Source organism: Singulisphaera sp. GP187 (assembly GCF_900129635.1).
In the GTDB taxonomy this organism is placed as follows: Bacteria; Planctomycetota; Planctomycetia; order Isosphaerales; family Isosphaeraceae; genus Singulisphaera.
Map to the genome: position 1 here is coordinate 2410721 of NZ_FSRB01000002.1, position 17967 is coordinate 2428687.

11 protein-coding genes are annotated in these 17967 nt (G+C 62.0%); 6 read left to right on the top strand and 5 right to left on the bottom strand.

From position 1 onward, the window contains the following. Nucleotides 1-4: 4 nt before the first annotated feature. From guaA to BUS42_RS33770, 4 genes are all read left to right on the top strand, one after another. A complete protein-coding gene (gene guaA, locus BUS42_RS33755; RefSeq protein ID WP_074315656.1) occupies nt 5-1567 on the top strand; it encodes a glutamine-hydrolyzing GMP synthase in 1563 nt (520 codons plus the stop codon). 110 nt (nt 1568-1677) lie between these two features. Beyond that, complete coding sequence (locus tag BUS42_RS33760; RefSeq protein ID WP_074315658.1) at nt 1678-2916, top strand: C45 family autoproteolytic acyltransferase/hydolase; 1239 nt, start codon at nt 1678-1680, stop codon at nt 2914-2916. Between the two features lie 429 nt (nt 2917-3345). Next, a complete protein-coding gene (locus tag BUS42_RS33765; protein ID WP_074314471.1) occupies nt 3346-3804 on the top strand; it encodes a BlaI/MecI/CopY family transcriptional regulator in 459 nt (152 codons plus the stop codon). Then, entirely contained in the window at nt 3768-5651 is a 1884-nt protein-coding gene (locus tag BUS42_RS33770) for a M56 family metallopeptidase (protein WP_074314474.1), read from the top strand. Before BUS42_RS33765 ends, BUS42_RS33770 begins: the two co-directional genes overlap by 37 nt. 44 nt (nt 5652-5695) lie before the next feature. Here the strand turns inward: BUS42_RS33770 and BUS42_RS33775 are convergent, their stop codons facing one another. Continuing rightward, complete coding sequence (locus BUS42_RS33775; protein ID WP_074315660.1) at nt 5696-7339, bottom strand: ABC1 kinase family protein; 1644 nt, start codon at nt 7337-7339, stop codon at nt 5696-5698. Between BUS42_RS33775 and BUS42_RS45660 the strand changes: the two genes are divergently transcribed. Then, nucleotides 7316-7873 carry a hypothetical protein gene (locus BUS42_RS45660; protein WP_254053970.1) on the top strand — a complete coding sequence of 186 codons (558 nt, stop codon included), beginning with the start codon at nt 7316-7318 and terminating at the stop codon, nt 7871-7873. The two genes, BUS42_RS33775 and BUS42_RS45660, sit on opposite strands and share 24 nt — an antisense overlap. Nucleotides 7874-7942: 69 nt before the next feature. Here BUS42_RS45660 and BUS42_RS33785 read toward each other — a convergent pair whose 3' ends face one another. The 4 genes from BUS42_RS33785 to BUS42_RS33805 form a co-directional block, all read right to left on the bottom strand. After that, nucleotides 7943-11569, bottom strand: a complete 3627-nt coding sequence (locus BUS42_RS33785) for an Ig-like domain-containing protein (protein ID WP_143206602.1) — start codon at nt 11567-11569, stop codon at nt 7943-7945. Nucleotides 11570-12419: 850 nt separating this feature from the next. Next, nucleotides 12420-13136: a DUF433 domain-containing protein gene (locus BUS42_RS33795; protein ID WP_074314482.1), complete on the bottom strand. Its 717-nt coding sequence runs from the start codon at nt 13134-13136 to the stop codon at nt 12420-12422. A 32-nt stretch (nt 13137-13168) separates the two neighbouring features. Next, nucleotides 13169-15133: a site-2 protease family protein gene (locus BUS42_RS33800; RefSeq protein WP_074314484.1), complete on the bottom strand. Its 1965-nt coding sequence runs from the start codon at nt 15131-15133 to the stop codon at nt 13169-13171. Beyond that, a complete protein-coding gene (locus BUS42_RS33805; protein WP_074314486.1) occupies nt 15121-16290 on the bottom strand; it encodes a 1-deoxy-D-xylulose-5-phosphate reductoisomerase in 1170 nt (389 codons plus the stop codon). Before BUS42_RS33805 ends, BUS42_RS33800 begins: the two co-directional genes overlap by 13 nt. A gap of 388 nt (nt 16291-16678) precedes the next feature. On the opposite strand from BUS42_RS33805, the gene BUS42_RS33810 reads away from it, so the two are divergent. Next, on the top strand, nt 16679-17797 hold the full coding sequence (locus BUS42_RS33810; protein ID WP_074315662.1) for a TlpA disulfide reductase family protein: 1119 nt from the start codon (nt 16679-16681) through the stop codon (nt 17795-17797). The last annotated feature ends 170 nt before the right edge of the window (nt 17798-17967 follow it).

Here is a 17967-nt window from a genome sequence, read left to right on the forward strand (position 1 = left end):
GCTCATGGAGCGCCCGGACCCCGCCGATCGTCCAGTCCTGGTCGTTGATTTCGGATCGCAGTACGTCCAGCTCATTGCTCGGCGAGTTCGGGAACGCCATGCGTTCGCCCGGATCGTGCGTCATGACCTGACGGTCGAGCGAGCCCGCGAACTGAACCCCATGGCGATTATCCTCTCCGGAGGGCCGTCGAGCGTCTACGAACAGGGAGCGCCTCGATGCGATCCCGGGCTGTTCGAGCTGGGGGTGCCGATCCTCGGGATCTGCTATGGCATGCAGTTGGCCTGCGAAGCCATGGGCGGGACCGTGCGCCCCTGCCCTGCCGGCGAGTATGGCCGGGCTGAGCTGAAAGTGCTCAACCACGCGGAAGATCTCTTTCATGCGGTCCCCGAGTCGACGACCGTCTGGATGAGTCACGGCGATCAGGTCCACGACGTTGGCGACGACTTCGTGGCCTTGGCCACAACGTCGACTTGCCCCGTGGCCGCCGTTCGTCATAAGACACGACCGGTGTATGGGCTCCAATTCCATCCCGAGGTCGCTCACACGCCGTATGGCGCCTTGATCCTCGGCAATTTTCTCGATAGGATCTGCAAGAGCCGCGGGACCTGGACGATGGAAGCGTTCATCGAACGCTCGATCGTTGAGATTCGGGAGCGGGTCGGGCCCAACGATCGAGTCGTCTGCGGCCTCTCCGGGGGAGTCGACTCAGCGGTCGCGGCCGCCCTGTTGGCGAAAGCGCTCGGGCCGCGGGTGGTCTGCGTCTTCGTGGATAACGGACTGCTCCGCGCCGGCGAGCGTACCGCGGTTGCCGAAGCGTTCGGAGCCCACTCGAACGCGGAGCTCCGCGTGGTCGACGCGACCGCGCAGTTTCTCCATGCTCTCGACGGGGTCAGCGACCCTCAAGAGAAGCGGATCCGGATCGGCCACACCTTCGTTGACGTTTTCCGCGAGGAAGCGAAGTCGATTCCGGCGGCTCGGTACCTCGCTCAAGGCACTCTCTACCCCGATGTGATCGAGAGCGGCGGCGACCGCGATGGTCCGGCCGCGACGATCAAGCATCACCACAACGTCGGCGGCCTGCCCGCGGAGCTCGGATTCGAGTTGATCGAGCCGCTTCGGGACCTCTTCAAGGATGAGGTCCGCCGGCTTGGCATCGAGCTCGGACTCCCCGATAGTCTCGTCTGGAGACATCCGTTCCCCGGTCCCGGACTGGCGGTCCGTTGCCTCGGGACCATCAACGCCGAACGTCTCGAAGTGCTCCGCCAGGCGGATTCGATCTTTCTCGACGAGCTCCGCAAGGCGGGTCTCGAACGTCAGGTCGCGCAAGCGTTCGCCGTGCTCCTCCCCGTCCAATCCGTGGGCGTCATGGGGGACGGCCGGACCTACGAGAACGCCATCGCGCTGCGTTCGGTCGACACCGACGACTTCATGACGGCCGACTGGTCGCGTCTGCCGCACGACCTGCTCGCGCGTGCTTCCACGCGGATCATCAACTCTGTCAAGGGGATCAATCGGGTCGTCTATGACGTCACGAGCAAGCCCCCTGGCACGATTGAGTGGGAATGATCCGGATCGGTCTCCCTTTCGATCGCCCGCGCGTGAATAATGGCGCGGGCGATCGCGCTGCGGCGCGGGGCGAGCAACGGCTTTTCCTGGAGCGTTTAGGAGACCGGACAATGCTTCGAGCGTCGATTCGCACGATCGGGATGACTCTGCTATTGGTCGTCTGGGCGGTCGCGCCCCTCCATGCCGAGACCAAGACGATCGGCCGCTGCGGGGCCGGATTCCTCGAGGAAGTCAACGGCTACCGGGTGCTCCACCTCAAGGGGACTCCGTTTGAGATGGGCTATCAGCACGGAGCCCTGCTCAAGGACGATATCCGGGAAAACGTACGCTTTCTCTTCGAAGAGAAGGCGAACGAGCTGAAGCTCGAGGTGGCCGGTGTCAAACTCCTGAACCCCAAGCGAGCGATCGGCGGGATCGCGGCCACCCAGAAGAAGTTCATCCCTGAGCGGTTCTACGAGGAACTCCGTGGAATGGCCGCCGGGGCGGACCTCGACGTCCAGGAAGTCACCGTCGCCAACTTCATCCCCGAGCTCTTTCACTGCTCCGGGTTCGCGCTCAGCGGCTCGGCGACGAAGGACGGGACCCTCTATCACGGCCGGATCCTCGACTACGGCTGCGACTGGCGGCTTCAGGATCATGCCGTACTGGTGATTGCCGAACCGGAGGGAAAGATCCCGTTCGTGAACGTCACCTATGCGGGGTTCATCGGATCGGTGACCGGTATGAACGCTCGGCAAGTTTCGATCGGCGAGATGGGAGGCCGCGGTCTCGGCCACTGGGACGGGATTCCAATGGCCTTCCTGGTCCGGATGGTGCTTGAACAGGCCGACGACCTCGACCAGGCGATCGCCGTCTTTCGCGATAACCCTCGGACCTGTGAATATTACTACGTGATTGCCGACGGCAAGACCGGCAAGGGCGTGGGCATGGAAGCCTCCTGGAACACCTTCGGCGTCGTTCCGATGGGAGGAACTCATCCCCGACTTCCGCACGCCATCAAGGACGCCGTGCTGCTCTCGGCCGGTGACCGCTACGAAGAACTCGCACGCCGGGTCCAATCGGGTTTCGGGACGTTCGACGCCGACTCCGCGCGGGCGTTGATGGATCGACCTGTGGCTATGAAGTCGAATCTTCATAGCGTACTCTTCGAAACCAAGTCGAGCCGTTTCTGGGTCGCCAACGCCGCCAAGGACGGCGCACCGGCCGCCTCCCAGCCCTACCACGCCTTCCAGCTCACCGATCTGCTCACGCACGAGCCGTCCTCGCAAGCGCCGACGCTCCCGCCGCCCCCTTCAAGTGCGACCCCCGCACCCAAGACCGTGATCCAGGGCGCCTCGGCGACCCCCTGACTTGGCTGGGGCAGAATCATTTTTCACGCCTTCCCTAGCCCCAACGAGGCGATCGTCAATGCTCTTCGGTGGGCTCTGACGGTCGCCCGGCCTGGGCGGCCATCTCTCAAAAAAAAGAACAAGCAAAACCGTGATCGCGTACTCCGCATGGATACGTACGCGAGGGCACTGCTTTGGACTGATCATCCCACTCGCCGCACTTGCGGAACTCTCCGCTCCCGACGTCGGTCCGCCGGAAAGCGACCGACACAACCATCGCCGCCACCTCATGGCTCACCCACTCGTTCCACACTTCCAATGATCCCATGCGAGTGCTCCGCGCGGACTGGCTCCGCGACTACGGGTTTTGCCGTTGATTACTACGGCTAAACCCGTAGACTGCTTCGTGTCACCTGAGAACATGTTCCGAAGCCGGGAGTCATCGCCCTTATGGCACGTCCACGCGCCGAACAGCCGACCCCCGCCGAGCTGGAGATCCTCAAGACGCTTTGGGAACGCAACGCTCCAGCGACGGTGCGGGACATCCTGGAGGTTGTGAACCAGCAGTCCGAGTCGCCCCGGGCCTATACCTCGGTCATGAGCCTCATGAATGTCATGACGGAGAAGGGCCTACTACGACGTTCGCCTCAGGGGCGTGCGTTTCTTTACGAACCGGTGTTGCCGCGTGAGCAGACGCTCCGGTCTCTGCTGAGTGAAACGCTCGAGCGGGCCTACAGTGGTTCGGCCAGTCTGCTCGTCGCCCACCTGCTCGACCAGTCCACGCCGTCGGCCGATGAGCTCGACCAGATTCGGTCGCTCCTCGACGGGTACGAGGACCGCCGCGCCAGTGAAACCAAGGAAGGAGGTGATCCATGCAAACGCTCGCGACCGAAGCGCTCCAGGGGTTGATCGGGGGCTTGGTCTGGCTCGGGCTGCTTCACAGCATCTGGCTCGGACTTGTTATGGCCGCTCTCGTTTCATGGGGCTTCCAGACTCAGTGGGTGAGATCGCACCGATCGCGTCACGCGGCTCTGCTCTTGGCCCTCGGCGTGGTCGCGTTCAGCCCCCTTGTTCTCACGGCCGTCCAATACCTCACGGCCGTGCGTCACTCCACAGGCGACTCCGTGAGTGCGGCGACGACTGCCGTGATCGTGCCAGGAGATTCGACGGGCCGACTGCGGGGTGCTCCCCCGCTTGGCAAGGCTCCGAACTCCGGAGGAATTTCGCATGCGATCCGGTTGCTTCAGGTCCTGGACCTGACACGTGATCGCGTGGTCGTCGTTGCACGCGTGATTCGGCCCTATGCCCTTATGGCTTGGGCATTGGTCGTGCTTGGGCTGTCGACGGTGCTGGCTCTCGGCATAAAAGGATTGCATCAACTCTGTCGGGATGCAGCGCCTGCGCCTCGGTCGGTGGACGAGCGGGTCCAACGGCTTGGTCGACTCTTGCGACTCAGGATCATCCCGGCGATCCGAGTCCACCTGACCCTGGACGAACCCTGCCTCTGCGGTTTGTTCCGCCCCGTCATCTTGCTGCCGGAACGCTGGCTCGCCACTGCCGGAACCGATTCGCTCGAGGCCGTTCTCGCTCATGAATTGGCCCACGCACGGCGGTCCGACCACCTCGTAAACTTGGCGCAACGGATCCTGGAATCCCTGCTCTTTTTTCACCCCGGGGTCCATTGGCTGTCGCGGTCCCTCCGCTACCAGCGTGAACTCTGCGCCGACGCTCTCGCGGTGCGTCTCACTGGCGATCCGATGGCGCTGGCCAGGGCCCTGGAGTCCGTGGCACGCCTCCGTGTCGGTCCCCCGCTGCCACGCCGAATCGGTGCGGCGTTCGGGGGTGAGAGTTCGTCACTTCTTCCCCGCATTCAGGAGCTCATTGGCATGACGCCCATTCGTTCCCGCCCTCAGGCTTGGCCCATCGTCGCCTTGGTTTCGGCCGTCGCCGTGGCCCTCGTGGCCGCCTCCATCGGATTCGCCGAGGAGCAGCCTTCGCCGTCCCGCCCACCCTCAGGGCCTTCCTTGGAGGTGAAGCAGGACACCCGTTTGCGTGAGGACACGACTCTGGTGCCACTCCCGGTCCCTGCCTCTCCGCCGATGAATGAGGCCGTTCGCGAGATCTCCTACGAGGTGCGGTTTGTCGAGCGTGAACCCGACGCTTGGCGTCTGCAACTCCAGGGACAGCTCACGGCGCTCGACCCGCAGACGGGCATGAACGGTTGGCTCATTGACCAGTCGGCCCTCCTCGTTTTCATCGAACAGATGCGCGATGAGGCCAACTCGAACCTTGTCCAGGCACCAAAGGTCACGGCTTTCGAAAACGCTCATGCATTCGTTATCAACAGACCCGGAAATCTCCAAAACGCCTCCGGCCAGATGAAGCGGATCGCGAAAGTACGTGAAGGCGAACGGAAAAAGGATGCTGGGGTCCAGGTCAATGTCAGTGGGATGCACTTACTCAAGGCGACGCGTCTCACGGTCCTGGTCAGTGAGCCGACACTCATCACAGGCCAGACTGGACCTTCGAGCGACCCGGGAGCGGTCTTTTACTCGTACTCGACGGGGAAGTGTGACGTTCCTGAGGGATCCAGCCTGGTCCTCAGCCTGGGGAGTCATGTGCGTGGGGTCGGCCCTCAATCCGCGTTGAGCGAACGGTTGATTCTCATCACACCCAGGCAAATTGTGCGGAACAACACGGATGATTCACGATCGACTCGCCCGCCGCTGCCACTTGGTCGGCCTCCAGGCCGGTGAGGCATGGATTGGCGGTCGCCATCTCCACATGCCGATGTTGCCTGTTACGATCGCGACATCGACCAAAGGAGCCAGAGGCCCAGCACGAGTCCGATGGAGAGACCGCCGTAGGCGAGCGATGCTGACCCGACGTGGAGGATCATCGCTGAGCCAACCAACAGACCCGCGAGCACGATGCCCACGGTGAGGAAATGGCTCGCCCGGGTCAGTTGCCTCACCAGGTTCTCAAAGTGCTGGAGATCGAAGTGGACTGTCAGCTTCCCTCGTTTGATCGACTCGAGGGATTGGCCAAGGACGTCCGGCAGGAGCGTGGCGATCCGCTGGACGTCCTCAGCCGTCCGAATGCTGGTCCCGAGCATTCGCCACGGCCCGAATCGCTTCAACGAAAGATCCCGGATGAACGGATAGAGCTCGCCGGCGATGTCGAAGTGCGGGTCGAGGGCACGTCCGACTCCTTCAATCGTAACCAAGGAGCGAATCAGGAGCACCAATTCGGGAGGGATGTGCAGGTCGTGCGTCCTGATGAACACAATGAGCTCGCGGAGCAATACCCCCAGGTCAATCGTGTCGAGCGACATGTCGGAGTAGGAGGCAACGAGCTCGGCGACGTCACGCCTCAACGCACGCGAATCGACTTGCTCTCCACGGATCTCCAGCGCATTCAAGGCCCGAATCACACGGTCGGTGTCCTGGGAAAGTAACCCGCTGAGCAGGTCGGCGATGCGTTCCCGGGTGCGCGAATCAAGCTGTCCGAACATGCCGTAATCGAGGGGCGCAATCACGCCACCGGGCAAGACACGGAGATTGCCAGGGTGGGGATCGGCATGAAAAAATCCATACTCAAAGATCTGGGTGAGCAGGATCCGGGCTCCACGGACGGCCGCCACCGCGGGGTCGACACCGATTCGCCGCAACCCCTCCCGGTCGTTGACGCCGACGCCGCCGATGAACTCCATGGCCAGGACCCGGGGCGTTGAGAATTCGGCGACGATGTAGGGGATATGGGCGGTCTTGTTCTTGGCAAATTGGCGTCGGCACCGTTCCATGGTGCGCCGTTCGATGGTGAAATCCATTTCGCGTTTCAAGGTCCGTTCGAACTCCCGGACCAAGGCGACCGGAGCATACGGCGTCAGAAAAGCGAGTCGGCCCTCCGCCAGTTGAGCCAGGTTCTTGAGGATGTCGAGATCGGCATGGACCACCTTCTCGATCCCTGGCCTACGGATCTTGAGCGCGACGAGGCGGCCGTCGTGCAGGGTCGCGCGATGGACCTGGGAGATTGACGCGGAGGCAATCGGCACCGGATCGATCCGGGCGAAAACTTCGGCGGGAGGCCGGCCAAATTCCTCCTTGAGGATCGCCTCGGCCTCATCGGAGGGAAAGGGGCGAACCTCATCGCGAAGTGCAGCGAGCTCGGTCGTATAAGCTTCGGGGAGGAGGTCGTGCCGTGTACTGAGGACTTGGCCGAGTTTCACGAAGGTCGGACCAAGGTCCTCGCAGACCATCCGCAAGCGCCGAGCGCGGTCCTGGGGAGGAACATCATCGCCCAGTGCCACCCGCTCGATTGGGCGAACGATTCCTTCAAGATGGAGAGCCGCGACCACGTCTTGATAGCCGTAGCGCATCAGGGACGCCAAGATCTGGCGGTAGCGAGGCAGGTCGCGAAGATGACTGACGGTTTCGCGGATCAAGTTCAACGGGTTCCTGAAGTCGGGACGCTGCAAGACACCAACATTAATGTTCCCTTTGGCGGCTCCAGCTTACCCCGTCTTTCACCCTCGCTACAACCGCGCCGACAGGAAGGAGTCGACGTGTCGGCCTTGCCATGCGAAGTGATTTTCGATACATTTGAGCCCGTAATACGCGGTGCAGCAAGGTGTTGGGAACGGGAACCCACTATGCCCATTCAGGATCAGGCGGGGGTCCGCCCCCTCGATTCGTCGGACGAGCTCGATGAGGCTCGCCTTGAAGCGATCGGCTTCATTTTCCATGGCTCCATTCCATTGGAGGATGCGAAGAAGAAGGCGATCAAGGCAGGTACGAATCTCCTGCACTTCGCCCGTTGTGCCAAGCTCGACAAAGTTGGCGACGAAGAAGTCGCGATTTGGTATCGGTCGATCAGCATCGCCAAGGTCCACCTCGACGAGACGATCGGTCAGAATCGCTGGAAGTGGTGCAAAATCTGCGAGCGAGAGATCACGCAAAAGATTCTCAACGAGCGTTGAGCTCGGTTCGGCCAGGCTGAGCGATGGGGCGACGGTCTCTGGAGAACAGCACGTCGCCACCCGTCCCCTTCAGCGATGGTTCTTCTGACTCTGCTTCCACTGGAGCAGTGAGCGCAACCGCTGCCTCAATCCGGCGGGACCGTGGTTTGCCTCGGCCGACGGAGGGGCGAGTTGCGAGCGAGTGCCGGCCCCCTTCGGAGCCGCCGGTGAAATCCGTCGGTGCTGGGCCCTGAACTGGGCGAGGCGGATCCAACGGTGTCCGTGCATTCTCTGGAGCGCGGCCGGAGTCCCAGCCGGCGGCACGTTCGGGGTTGTCGCAACGACGACGTTGGATTGATCAGGTTTCGCTTGCGACGGGACCGAAGGCTGTGTCGCGACGGGCGCCGGGATTTCGTTGGCCGTTGGTTCACGGTCGACGGAAACCCAACGCGGCACGATCGTGGTGATTGAGTCGGGGCCCACGTTCCCGGCCAGGTCGATCGCATGCACCTGGACGGTCCGAGGTCCCTTGAGCAAGTCCGCGGTCGAGAATTGCGTGGCGCTACCCAGGAAGAGATAGGTTCCTGAGCCACCCAGTCGATACTCGTGCAGGTCATCCGGCCCGGACGCATCGAATTGCACGCGGCCATCCTGGAACGCGATCAGGTTGGTCACGGCCCCGGGCGCGATCGAGTCGTAAATCATGACGACAAAGGCTGTCGGCCCGCGGTTGCCGCTGGAGTCGAACGCGCGGACGTAAACCGTATTCGATCCCTGGCCGATCCCGTTGGGAACGAACGACGCAGGCGACGGTACGGCTTGGAACGAATCCGGGGTACCGCTCAAAGAATATTCATAGCCGACTGCGCCTGCCACGGTGTCGAACCGGAGGTGACTGTCATTGGTGATGCCATCCGTTGCACTCACACCGGTATCGTGGACGAGCCCGAGGCCGGTCGGAGCAGTGAGCGTAATCGTTGGGAGCAGAGCCACCGATTGATTGGTGACGCGCTGGCCGTTGAGTGTGGCCGCGTAAGCCATCCAGGTGACGGTCGAACGCAGGCTTGCCGGCCCCTTGAAGGTATTCCCGCTGGCCGTGACCACGAGCCCGGATGGGTCGGTCGATTGCGAGTTTCCGCCCTCGAAGGTCGTGGGCAGACCGAGGTTCGCCTGGGCCCGGGCCGCCAAGAACGCATCGCTCCACACAATCGCATTGTCAATAAACGCGAGTGACATGTACGTTCGATCCGCGGTTCGCTTCGTATAAGGACCCTCCTCGACTTCAAAGACGGCGGCGCTCCGATTGTCCTCGAAAGTGTTCCCCTGGACGGTTGCGCCGAGGAACGGCGCGCGACTCCATCCCCACCGCACCGGCGATTCGGACGCGGTGGCCGCGATCCGCAACCCGTGGTTGCCGCCAAGAAAGTGGTTGTCGAGGACCTTGGTCCCGAAGTGATTGCCCGCCAAGATCATATCCTCGGCGATCGAGCTGCCGCGCGCGTCGACCGTATTGGCTTGGTAAGTCTCCAGAATGAATCCCGTCGAGATCGAGATCAGGCTGTTCCCCGGCGACATCGGAGCGTTGAGCAAATAGCTCGTGGGGCTGAGGGCCTGGGCGATCAACCGCCACTGACCGGCTTCAGGGCCCGAGAGAATCGAGATGACATCCCCGGTCGTCGCCCCTGATCCTTGGAGATAGGGGATTTGCACGACCCGACCATCGGTTGAGACGGACGAGACAACCCCTTCGTAATGGAGTTTGTAGGACTCGGTCAGGATGATCTCGGGCGCGTTCGGGTGGGCGACGGTGTCATTGTCCATCGGACCGATGCCGACGACGTTGTTGTTACGAACCAGGTCGCGATACCCGGATCCGGTCATCACCAGAAATCGCCAGGTTTTCCCCGACGCACCGACGGGCTGGGCCGTGTTGTTCGCGATGAGCACGTCGTGACTATAATGGAGGACAAACACCCCATCCGCGGACGTGTTGGGAACGGTGCCCTGATAGTTGTTCCCCGTCACGAGCCAGGGCCCACCGGTGAGCTCCGTCAATCCTCCCTTAAGGACATTGTCGGCGATCACACCACTCTGGGCCCGAGTCATCCAGACCAGGTTGATCGCACCTTCCCAGGGGGTCGCGGCCGGAGGCGACATCAAGTCGAGGTGAGTCAAACGGAGATTGACCAGTGGGGTCCTCGGATTGGGCGTGCCGATGACGGATGCCAGCGTGTCGGTTCCGGTAAGCCAACGGATCGGTCCCGCGAACCGGACCGAGAAACCATCCAAGGTCGTATTTCCGCACCCGATGTTGATCGCGGTCGTCCAGACCGGGTCGCTCGCCGCTTGCGCAAACAGGATCGTCGCGCCCGGCGCGGCCGTAATGATGATCGGGCGGTTGAGCACCAACGGTTGGTTGACCTGATAGATGCCGGCACTGAGATAGATGGATCCGTATTGATTGACCAGGCTGACAAGGTCGTCGCCCGGCCTGGCCACAATCGAGGTCGGCGCGGCCACGGGGGCCAGCTTTCCGAGATCGACGGCCCCCCCGGCGAACTGGACGGCGTAGATGCTGCCGTCATCGAGCACCACGCGTAGAGTCATCAAGCCACCGGTTTCGTCGCGGTTCGGCGTGAATCCGAGTTCGGCACGCGAGGCGTCGGTCGTCGACCGTTGAAACGTGAGGCGACCGGCGAACGGATCCACCCAACCGCTCGAGCCGTTGTTGGCCTGATAGGCCCAATTACTCCGTGCTTCATTGCTGAGCGTTGCGGAAACCACCGACCTCCCCGTCGGCAACCCCGTCACGGTCACATGAACATCCCCGGGGCTGATCGGGTTCAGACCATCCTGTCCGACCCAGCTCGCGCCGATCGTCCCCCAGGTGACGACGATAGGCGCCACGGTTGGCATGCGTAACCCTGGGTCTGAAGCACCCGCAACAACCGTAAGGACTTCGGACTTGCCATCGGCATAGACGATATTGAGCGTCAGCACCTGACCGGTCATTCCCGGGATCGGGTTGAAATAAAGGTCAGCCTTGGTCAGATCACTGCCCCGCGTCTGAAGCTCTGCGTTCGCGAGTCCTCCCGGGTTGTTCCCGAAGCTCCATCCTCCCCCTGCCGGGGCGCTCACGGTCAATGCCGTCACCGCAAACTGCGACGACAGGTTGGCGAGCGCGAGATGAATATCCTGGATCCCGTCCGGACCAACTCCGGCACCCGGCCCGGTCTGGTCCTGCCCATCCTGGCCAAGCCATTGCACGTTGGCCGTGGCGCTCGGCATCCGGAGGTTGGGATCGGCCGTCCCCCCTGGAACATAGGCAACGGTGCTCGTTCCGTCATCGTAGTAGATGTTAACGAAGAACATGCGCCCCTTCTCGACCATATAGGGATCGAGATAGAGGTCGGCCGTCGTCGCTCCGGGTTGCTGGACCCAGCCTCGGTCGGGTCCTCCCCACGGGCCGTTGTCGATCCACTGTCCGCCACCATCGCCGAGCGTGACCACCTTGGTGACCGTGCGATCCGCGGGGAGATTATCGATCCGGATATGCATGTCCTGGACGCCGTTCGGAGCAGCCGTCTGCGTCCACCCAACCAGGTCGTGGCCATCCTGGCCAAGCCAAACGCCGGTGACCGGCTGTGCGGCCATCAAGACCCGGCCTTCAAGTGCTCCGACTGTAACGAACGTGGCCCGTCGGCGTTGCGGTCTCATGGTGTTGATCTTGCCAATGGTGCATCGCGATCGCCCTCCCTGAGCGGTAGCTACGGGATCCATCCCCTCGACATCGAGATCACGAGAAACAGCCGAACTGAGCAGGATCCAAATACGAACGGCGAAACAGGAAAGTGAACGGTGATCGTGCGGACTTGAGACCCGTGTCGACCAAACTCTGCTTGTTGCTTGCAACCGCTTAAAAAAGAAGAGGCCGCTCCAGGAACCTCGTTGAGAAAGGATCACCTCTTCAAAACAACCCTAGAACATGGAATCCGTCATGTCTTTAAAACTGCGTATTTTTGCCATACTTGTCTTGGTGCCGTTCCATTCGACTGAACATGACAGCAGTCACCGGGTGGTCGGTGATCGCCCCGAGAGGCGAGCATCCCGAACGTGACGAGGCAAACTTTTCGTCCTCGAAGCCGATCGGGATCGCCCCGTGCAGAATGGGCTCGTTCGCGTCAGCGATCCGACTCGCCACTTACGAGTATAAGTAGTACGACTTTTCCGGTTGTTGTTGAAAATCCGGTCGGATCTCGAGAAACGGTCACGGATTCGGCGAAACCAAGGTCGGCCGGCTGGGGCGAGTAACGATTCAATCAATATTGAGGATTGGATCGATCTGCGAGACTGGGCGTATTGTGCAGTGATCTACGAGGTGCGAGGGCGCTCGCTGGGCGCGAGCCTTGGCTTGGCATTAGCGGCGGGGAGGTGGGTTGGCTCGTCACTCCCTGGGACGGCTGCGACGCCTTGCAGCCGGCCCAAAAAATCGACAGGCGTGCATAAAAATTCGACTCCGCGAACCAACGCGGGCGGTGGATCGGGACGACGAAGGATCGCGTGATCGTCAGAGGGAGAGGAGAGCGGAGGCCGACTCGTTGAGCAGGGCAATCATCTCACGACGTTGGAGTCTTCTCGAGAGGGGGGCGAGGGCGGGGGGAGGCGTTCCATCATGGCAAAACGCGATAAAGCCGAACGGGTTCCATCGATTGCCGTCCAGCAAGGGAGCTCCGGCGGAGCGATCGGGTAGCGCGGTCAGCAGTGGCCGGACCGAGTCGGCGAGAGGCACGAAGATCGGGTGTTGACCGACCCGACGGAACCAGTAGGACGCGTTGCCCGAGTCCGGTTCGCGGCGATGGGCGATCCCGTGCCAGTAGGCGGAGACGGCACGTTCACCTAGGTCGTCAGCCTGTTGCGCCGCTTCGTGACTGGCCTCCCAGAAGTCGTGGACCTGAAACAGGCCCGCGACCAAAGCCAGTCGGGCCGGTTTCGGCGCGGACGGGAGAAGCGTCCGCCAGGTCGAGTCGGAGAGGACCGGTTCGAGCCAGGGACGCGAAGGGGGGGACTGAACCAGACCAATCCCCTCCTCCGCCTGGTCGTCTCCGAGCGCGGCGTGCCCAAGTAAGGCGATCAAGTCGGCCGTTGTCAGGTGAAACGACTCGAGCAATCGTTGCGGTGATTCACCCGCCTCGAGTCGTTCCAAGGCCTGATCGACCGTCAGTCCGGTGCGTAAGCAGGGCGGACTCCCCGGTTGGCAGGCGACGAGTCCCCAGACACCGCTCATTCCCGAATCCTCAAGGGGCCGACCGACGGAGCTCAACTGAAGACGAACCTGACAATATCCTGATACATCACGTAGACCATCAGGCAGAGCAGCATGAAGATCCCGATCCAGCTCCCGACGATCATCGCCGAGTCAGGGAGGGGACGGCCCCGGACCTTCTCGCCGATCAGAAAGACCATCTGGCCACCGTCCAGCGGGGGAATCGGCAAGAAGTTCAGGACGGCGAGATTGATGCTCAGGATCCCGAGGAAGTGAACCAACTCGGTCAGGCCCGTATCCGCCTGGTTGTAGGCCACGCTCGCGATCATGATCGGCCCTCCCAGAAGTTTGGGACTAACCCGTTTCTGAGCGAGGCTGCGGAGCATGGCGTAGATCCGCAGGATATTGTCAACCGTGTCGTCGAACCCTCGGTGAAGTGACGCCTGGATGCCTTGGGGCGGAAGCGTACGGATCGTCGTTCTGAATTGAAGCCCGCGCCAGGGGTTGTACCAGTCGGGATGAAGCCGGGGCTGGAGCCGAACCGGCTTCGAGGAACCATTGATGGTGAGTTCCACGTCGCGGACCGGCACGTTTTGGAGCAAGCTCATCGCGAACGGCCATTCGAGGCTCTTCTCGCGGAACGTGATCGGTTCCAGCTTGGCATCCTTCGACTGATCAACCGGGTTGAGCGCGATCTTTCCAAGGACATCGCCGACATGCAGCCCTGCCTTGTCGGCCGGAGACCCCTCGTCGATTGCGGAGATCTTGGGACGGATCGGGTAGGCAAGCCCAAGCCCGGGGATGTCCAGTGGCGCCGACGGGAAATACTCGAGTCCATAGGGCGATCGGTCTGGGGTAACCTCGATGCTCACTTCCTTTTTCGAGCCGTCGGTCCCCGATCGCTCGACGACGAAGGTCATCGGTTGATTGGCATGATCGAAGCAGAGTTCCGGCAATCGCATCGGGTCGAAGTCGGCGTTGCCGTCGACTTTGACGATCAGATCGCCCACCTGGAAACCGGCGTTCGACGCAAGCGAGTTGGCCTGAATGCTCGAAATCGGTTCGCTTGTTAGACGGAACCCAAAGTCCAGCACGTGGTTCGGCGGCGTGACAACCTTGATCTCGTCCCGCTTGGCTTTCTTCTCCGCGGTCGCCTTCAATTGACGATCGAAGACATGGATTAGCGGGACGCTTCGGTGGGTCGCCAGCGTTGCCTTCAGCGCCTCGGCGTTGCTGACCTGCTCCGGTTCGGTCCCCTCAAGCCCGACTGCGACGAGCGTATCCCCCGACATGAGGCCGAAATCGGCCGGCTTCGGTGGCGGAGCGATCCCCGTCGGTTTCCCGACGGGAGGTTTGGCGAGCGTCAGGCTGGTCTCTTGAGCCACACCGATCCGGGGGACGTCCTCCGATTCGTGCCGCTTGGGCTCGATCGTGATCGGGATCGTATCCTTCTGACCGGGCCGGGCGATCTCGAAATTCACCTTCTGGCCCGCACCGCTCAGAGAAACTTTGAGCATCATGGAGCCGAAGCTGACGTCGCGTCGGCCATCAATGGCGACGATCTCGTCGCCCGGCCGGAGCCCAGCCTCGTAGGCGGGTGAGTCTGGCTTGACCACGCCGATCATCGCGGGCACCTCATCCATACCTTGTCCGTAGGCATAGACGAAGCAGGCCAGACCGAGCAGGACGTTCATGATCACGCCGGCGGAGATGATCGCCATCCTCGCTCCCACCGACTTGTTCGGGTAGGCGCGGGGATCGGTCGATTTGTTCGACTCTTCGTCGGGTGATTCACCGAGCATCTTGACGAACCCACCCAGGGGGATCGCCGCCAAGACATACTCGGTTTCTCCCCGGCGGAAGCCGACGAGCGTCGGACCAAACCCAATGGAGAACTTCTCGACCTTGACCCCATTCCATTTGGCCAGGAGGAAGTGACCGAGTTCGTGGAGAAAAATGACGAACCCCAAGCCGAGCGCAACCTTCAAAATATTCCAAACCGGTATCAAGATCTCCAACGTCTTACCTCCTGCCGAGCCCAGGCGTCGACCACCCAGAGTTCGTCGAGTGTGGGCCTGGGGTTGAATGTGTGGTTATCAAGCGCTGCGCGGCACGCGCGGGCAAGGTCGAGGAAACCGATTTCGCCCGCAAGGAATCGAGCGACCGCCGCCTCGTTCGCGGCGTTCAATGCCGCCCCCGCGGTCCCACCCCGGCGCATGACCTCGAATCCCAACTCCAGACAGGGGAAAGTCTCGCGGTCCGGAGGCTCGAAGGTCAACGAGAACGCCTTGGTCAGATCGAGTAACGGACAGCCTCCCGCCACCCGATCGGGATAGGTCAAGGCATACTGGATTGGCAACCGCATGTCGGGCGGTGAAAGCTGCGCAATCACACTTCCATCCACGAACTCAACCATTGAATGGACGATTGATTCGGGATGCACGACGACTTCGATCTGTTCGGGCTTGAGGTCGAACAACCACCTTGCTTCGATGACTTCGAGCGCCTTGTTCATTAATGTGGCGGAATCGACCGAAATTTTCGGGCCCATTCGCCAGGTGGGATGGCGCATCGCTTCTTCGGCGGTCACGTCGGCCAGTTCCCGGCGCGATCGGCCCCGGAACGGTCCGCCGGAGGAGGTCAAAATGACGCGGCGCACTTCGCGATCCTGGCCCGCGCGAAGTGCCTGGAAAATCGCCGAATGTTCACTGTCGACGGGCAGGATCGATCCGCCTCGTTGCCGAGCGAGATCCATGACCAACGGGCCGGCCACAACCAGGGTCTCTTTATTGGCGAGCGCGACGATCTTTCCCGCTTCCAGCGCTGCCCAGGTACTCTGCAAGCCGGCGGCACCCACGATGGCGCTGAGGACGCGATCGGTCTGGGCGTCCTGGACCATCTTGATCAGACCGTCCGGTCCGGAGAGGACTTCCACGCCGGTCCCGCGCAATTGGCCGTTGACGCAAGCGGCGGCCTGAGGATCCGTGAGCGTGATATAGCGGGGGCGATAGGCGCGCGCCTGGTCGACCAGCGCCTCCCAGCTTGTATGAGCGCCGAGGCCGTGAACCCCCAGGCGCGATCCTCCATCGTGCTCGATCACGCTCAGGGCACTTCGCCCCACGGAGCCCGTCGAACCGAGGACCACCACATTCGTCAAATTGACGCCCGAATCCATCGGCGATCTCGGCTCCTGCCCGGACATCCGTTGCATCTCTTAAGTAGGCCAGACGGAGCCGACTCACAGGTCAGGCCGAGCAGACCCTTGTCCACCGATTCCCCTGCGGACCGTCAGGTCGTTTGCCTATGGCTCACTATAAGAATTTCCAAAGAAACCGACAAGCCAGGCCACGACCAGGTCGCTGATCGAGGCCTCCCGCTTGAGCCACAAGTCGCGTCGGGTCGGAATGGTCGGACCGTGGTCGAGGTCGAGAAATCGCCGGTGTCGGCCGGGCCTAGTTTCTCGGCAAGGCTTGAAATCCCTGGCCACACCGGATGAAGTAGATGAAGTCACAAGATGCCTGGTGCGGGGGGATTCGACTCCTCGAATGAATTCGGAGCGATTGATGACAGTTCTTGGACGAATCGTGCCCGCCGCCCTGCTTCTGCTCGTGGCGGGCTGTGACTCCCCGCCTAATATCGAGATCACGACCGGGGCTCCCGGTTCCGCGTCCAAGCCGCTCGGTAGTGAGCCGGCGCGGAATTCACCGGCAAAGCCCGAGCAGATTTTCGAGGAGGCGAGGCGGGCCGCGGACATGGGCAATCTCGGCGGTGCCTCGGCCTTGCTGGAAGAGGTCATCAAGAGCGAGCCCGGCAACCGCGAGGCTCTCTACATGCTCGCGGCCGTGGAACAAGACCGCGCGAGCGGCCTGGATCCCGCCAAGAGCGCGCCGACCTTTCTGAGGTCAGCGACCGTGATCCGCCAACTTCGCACCCAATTCAAGGAACTGAACGAGACGGAGCTCAACCTGTTCCGCGTCGCGCTCTACAACGAGGCCCGAGTCCTGGCGTCCGAGGGGAAGCCGGACAAAGCCCTCGCGTCACTCAAGGAAACCATCGGAACCGGCTTCTCGAGTGTCGAGGTCCTGCGGAATGATGAGGCGTTCTCGTCGCTCCGGAACCGGCCCGAATTCCAAGAACTGGTCAAGAAGGTTGAGGAGTCCGCGCGACTCCAAGCGAAAAAGAGGGTCAAGGCATTATTCGCGGAAACCAAACCCTTCAGTTTGGACTTCAGCCTTCCCAACCTCGAGGGCAAGACGGTCTCCTCTGCCGACTTTCGCGGTAAGGTGCTGATCGTCGACCTTTGGGGAACCTGGTGCCCACCCTGCCGGAAGGAGATTCCCCACCTCATCGAGCTTCAGAAGACGCACCAGGCCGCGGGCGCCCAGGTCATCGGGATCAACTACGAACAAGTGCCACCTGAGAAGGTGAACGAGACGATTGCGGCATTCGTCAAGGAAACCAAGATCCCCTACCCCTGTCTGATCGGCGATGAGAAAACCCAGGAAGCGGTCGGAGGCATCGAAGGGTTCCCGACCACGCTCTTCATCGATCGCGCAGGCAAGGTGCGAGCCAAGCTGGTTGGGCTCTTCGCCATGGATGACAGCATTTCCCGGATCGGACTGGAAGAGCTCGTCAAGACACTCCTCGCGGAAGAAGTCCCCCCCGCCACCGAAAAACCGTGAGCGAGATCAGTCGGTCGCGACTTTAGGATTCAACAGATGGTTCGGGCCACAATGGGGGCGGGGGCCGATTCCCGCCTTCCTCAAGCTTCTCGTCAGGAGGGCCAAGAGCACGCTTTAACGCCCGTCTGGAAGACGAATTGACGGTTTCAGCAAGTTCCTCTAAAGTCCGG